Origin of the sequence: Streptomyces sp. NPDC045470, from assembly GCF_040646595.1 — a bacterium.
In the GTDB taxonomy this organism is placed as follows: domain Bacteria; phylum Actinomycetota; class Actinomycetes; order Streptomycetales; family Streptomycetaceae; genus Streptomyces.
The window spans coordinates 1-3,616 of record NZ_JBEZAN010000054.1 but is presented as its reverse complement, the minus strand read 5'-3'; the positions used below and the strand labels follow the sequence as shown (position 1 = coordinate 3,616).

Annotated in this window: 4 protein-coding genes and 1 pseudogene; 3 read left to right on the top strand and 2 right to left on the bottom strand. The window is 70.9% G+C overall.

All coding sequences use genetic code 11. The annotated features are described in order from the left end of the window. Positions 1-143: 143 nt before the first annotated feature. On the top strand, positions 144-392 hold the full coding sequence (locus tag AB0A97_RS41555; protein WP_361161290.1) for a hypothetical protein: 249 nt from the start codon (positions 144-146) through the stop codon (positions 390-392). Between the two features lie 554 nt (positions 393-946). Here the strand turns inward: AB0A97_RS41555 and AB0A97_RS41550 are convergent. Continuing rightward, the gene (locus AB0A97_RS41550; protein WP_361161287.1) at positions 947-1,378 is read right to left on the bottom strand and encodes a DUF6415 family natural product biosynthesis protein; all 432 of its coding nucleotides are present in this window, start codon (positions 1,376-1,378) and stop codon (positions 947-949) included. A gap of 353 nt (positions 1,379-1,731) precedes the next feature. On the opposite strand from AB0A97_RS41550, the gene AB0A97_RS41545 reads away from it, so the two are divergent. Further along, positions 1,732-3,081: a PAS domain S-box protein gene (locus tag AB0A97_RS41545; RefSeq protein WP_361161285.1), complete on the top strand. Its 1,350-nt coding sequence runs from the start codon at positions 1,732-1,734 to the stop codon at positions 3,079-3,081. Between the two features lie 71 nt (positions 3,082-3,152). Then, positions 3,153-3,320 (top strand): hypothetical protein, encoded by a 168-nt coding sequence (locus AB0A97_RS41540; protein WP_361161283.1) that lies wholly within the window; start codon positions 3,153-3,155, stop codon positions 3,318-3,320. A gap of 143 nt (positions 3,321-3,463) precedes the next feature. On the opposite strand, the pseudogene AB0A97_RS41535 reads toward AB0A97_RS41540, so the two are convergent. Then, positions 3,464-3,616: pseudogene (locus tag AB0A97_RS41535) on the bottom strand (MarR family transcriptional regulator); the annotation flags it as partial.

Below are 3,616 nucleotides of genomic sequence, written 5' to 3'. Positions count from 1 at the left end.
CCGATACGACAAGACCGCCACCATCTACCTCGCCGGACTCCACCTCGCCGCCATCTTCATCTGGTCGGCGAGATGATCCGAAGGAAAGGCCCTAGTGCGGGTCATCGCCGCTTCCCCCGTGCGGCGGGTTCGTCGCGAAAGACATGACCGATACCGCGCAGGCCCACGTGCTGCCCGTGCGCCGGCTCGGCGGCTGGGTCCTCAAACCCGCCCCTTCGACATCGCCTTCGCAGGACGTCGTGCCCGCCTACGTCCTGCAGCACGGGAGCGAACGCGTCACTCTCGTGTGCTGTGCGGACCTTCTGCTGCATCTGCTGGCCGACCTCGACCGCATCCGCCAGCCCCCGCACCAGCACGAAGCCGGGGGCAAGGCCAAGACCCTGCCCACCTGACGCTGCCCCCGCTTCCCCCCGCCGACGCGGACCACTGCGCCCCGCGATGCGAAGTCCGCTGTATACGAACCCCTCGTCCCGCATCTGCTGGAACCCGTCACAGGCCCGGTCGACACCGCCTTCCTCTCCCCCGCTCCTTCGGGTCCTGCCGGCCCGGGCCACCAGGACCCGTCACGAGGGATCAACCCCCTTACAGCCTGCCCGGACGCTACAAGCCCTGCCACCGGCCTCTGGCACGACAGTGACCGTCGCGGATCGCAGGAGGACCCGGCCGCGACCTCGGAAGAGCGGGCAGCGGCCCGCTTTCCAAGACCAAGAGACCCACGGAGCGCTCGACGACGTCTGCGACGTGGCCCGGCGCCCAGGCTTGGCGAACAACCGGATGCCGAGCTGGCGGACCTGCTGCGCACCACCGGGCAGACCCTGACCCCGCGGGCACCGAAACGGCACTGCCACCGGCCCGCCATCCCGCCGGCGCACGCGGCTACCACCGTCAACGCCGCTGGCACCCGGGCCCCGCCTGCCCGCCCAGCTCCGATGGGGCGTCTGCCAGGTCATGACGCTGACCGGCCGCCCTGCGTGGGCGGCAGCTTCTCAGTGCGTGGTGCAGCCTGGACGAGGAGCCATCGACAGGCGTGGGCCAGGTCGGCCAGGTGAGCCAGAGTGACCAGCCAGGGGTCGCGCAGCGGCCGCCGGGTGAGGTAGGTGATGTCATCCAGGCGGGCGGTCAGCCGGTCCCACTGCACGCTGCCGTGCCACAGTTGCTCGGTCCGCACCCGTACCCGAGGCGCCAGCACGGCGATGTGGCCGCACAGGGCCGCCTGCACCGCGATCCACTCCTCGGGTGCGCCTGAACTCTCACTGATCATCGTCCAGGCGCGGGCCAGCATCTGCTGGCAGGTCTCCTCCGTGATCCGGCCTGTCCCGGGGGCGGCCGCGTCCGTGGCGGTCCGGCTGCCCGGCGAGGGGATCTTCACAGTCTGCACACCCTTACGTTGCCTCGCGGTACGTGCGCCCACCCACAGAAGGGCCGTGGTATACCGGGTAGTTGGTAGGTCCGAGCAGACGTGCGCCTGCCGGCAGTCCCGCCCCGCCGGGCTCTCCTCCCCGCCGTCCGGCCCGCCGCACCCAAGCGATCGCCACACGATCGTTTCCCGGAGCCGAAGTGACCCATGTGGTCACAGGAACGGCAAGAGCGGGCAAAGACCGTGCGGTCCGAGCGGAGGTGGTGCAATGTGCATCCTGATGGGCATCGGGCCACAGGAGGTACCCCGGCCGCCTGCGTGACCAGCAGGACCAAGGTCATGGGTGGGGATGCGCCGTGTGAGATGAGGCACCGATGACGTCAGTGGCACCCCCGCGCAGCAACCCCGGCCGGCCGGAGCTGTTCCGGCAACTGGTGGAGTGCTCGCAGGACCCGATCCTGACCAAGACCGCCGACGGGCGGATCACCTTCCGGAACGCGGCCGCCGAGCAGCTTTACGGCTACCGCGCCGATCAGGCTGTGGGCCGCCGCATCGGTCTGATCATCCCCGCCCATCTGCAGGCCGAGGAGAGCGATCTGCTCAAACGGGTCGCCGCCGGCGAGCTGGTCGAGCACTACGAGACGCAGCGCCTGGCCCGCAGCGGCCGCCTGATGGACGTCGAAGTCTCACTGTGGCCGATCCGCCGTCCGGACGGCACGGTGGGCGCGGCCTGTTCGGTCATGCGCGACATCACCGTGCGCAAGCTCGCCGAAGCCCGCACCGACGAACTCGCCGTCGTCGGAGAATCCTCCCAGGACGCCATCCTCATCAAGACGCTCACCGGTCAGATCACCTTCTGGAACACGGCCGCCGAGCGCCTGTTCGGCTACCGGGCCGGCCAGGCCGTCGGCCGCCATGTCGAATTGGTGATCCCGTCCGGTCTCAAGGCCGAGGAAGCCGGGCTGCTGCGCCGCATCGCCGCCGGGGAACGAATCGAGCACTACGAAACCCGCCGCCTGACCCGCGACGGGCGGCTGCTGGACATCGACGTGACGCTGTGGCCGATCCGCGACCGCAGCGGCACCATCACCGGCGCCTGCTCGACGATGCGCGATGTCACCTGCCGCAAACGCGCGCAGCAGGAACTGGCCGAGCTGCGGCACCTGTCCCTGGCACTGCGGCTGACGGGCGAGGCCGAACGCATCCCCGGCACCGACGCGGCCGCCCGCTACCTGCCCTGCACCCAGGGGCGCGGGGTGGGCGGGGACTGGTACGACCTGATCGACCTCGGGGCGGGACGCACCGGGATCATCATCGGTGATGTGATGGGCCGCGGCCTGGAAGCCGCCGTGGTCATGGGCCAGCTGCGTTCGGCGGCCCGGGCCCTGGCGCTGCACGGGGCCAAACCGCGCGAGCTGATGGCGACCCTGGACACCTTCACCCGCGGCCTGCCCGAGCAGTTCGTCACCTGCCTGTACGCGGAGGCCGACCCGGGCAAGGGGGAGGTGACGGTGTGCTCGGCCGGGCACCTGCCGGCGCTGCAGGTCGCACCGGACGGTGCGGTGGAGCCGCTGGAGGTGCCGACGGGCGCGCCGCTGGGAGTGGGCGGGGTGGCGCACCAGCAGGTGTGCCTGCCGCTGCGGGCCGGCACCACGCTGGCGCTGTACACCGACGGTTTGGTCGAGACCCGCACAGCGACATCGACACCCGCATCACCGCCCTGACGGCGGCGCTTGGGCGAGCCTGCTCGCCAGTCGGCGGCCTGGAGAGGGCTGCCGACCGCGTCGTGCAGGCCATGCTGCCCGATGTCACCGCGGCCGACGCCGCTGACGATGTGACCCTGCTCCTGAAGGACGTCGACCACTACCTCGCCGTGACGGACCAGCTCAGCGCCCAGGCCGAATCCCCCCGGCAGTCCCAGGCCATCCTGCGGGAGCTGATCAGCGCAGCAGAGGGGACGTAACCATGGGCCGATACCGCCGGCCGCGGCTCCCGGCACGAGCGAGCTCTCCGGCGAACCGCCTGCAGATGCACCGGCGTTGGCAGCACCCTGCGGTGACGCCGAAGGGATTCGCGTGTCGCTGCGGCCGGAAGGCCACCGGGCGGTCAGCTGGTGTCAGCGTGGCGGTCGTCGACGGGTGCGGTGCGCTGGTGTTCGTCCTTCACGAGCAGGGAGAGCAGGGCGGCCACGGTCAGGCCGAGATCCGCTTCGGCCGGGTGCCGCAACGTTTTTCCGGGCTCGATCCGGTAGATGTTGGA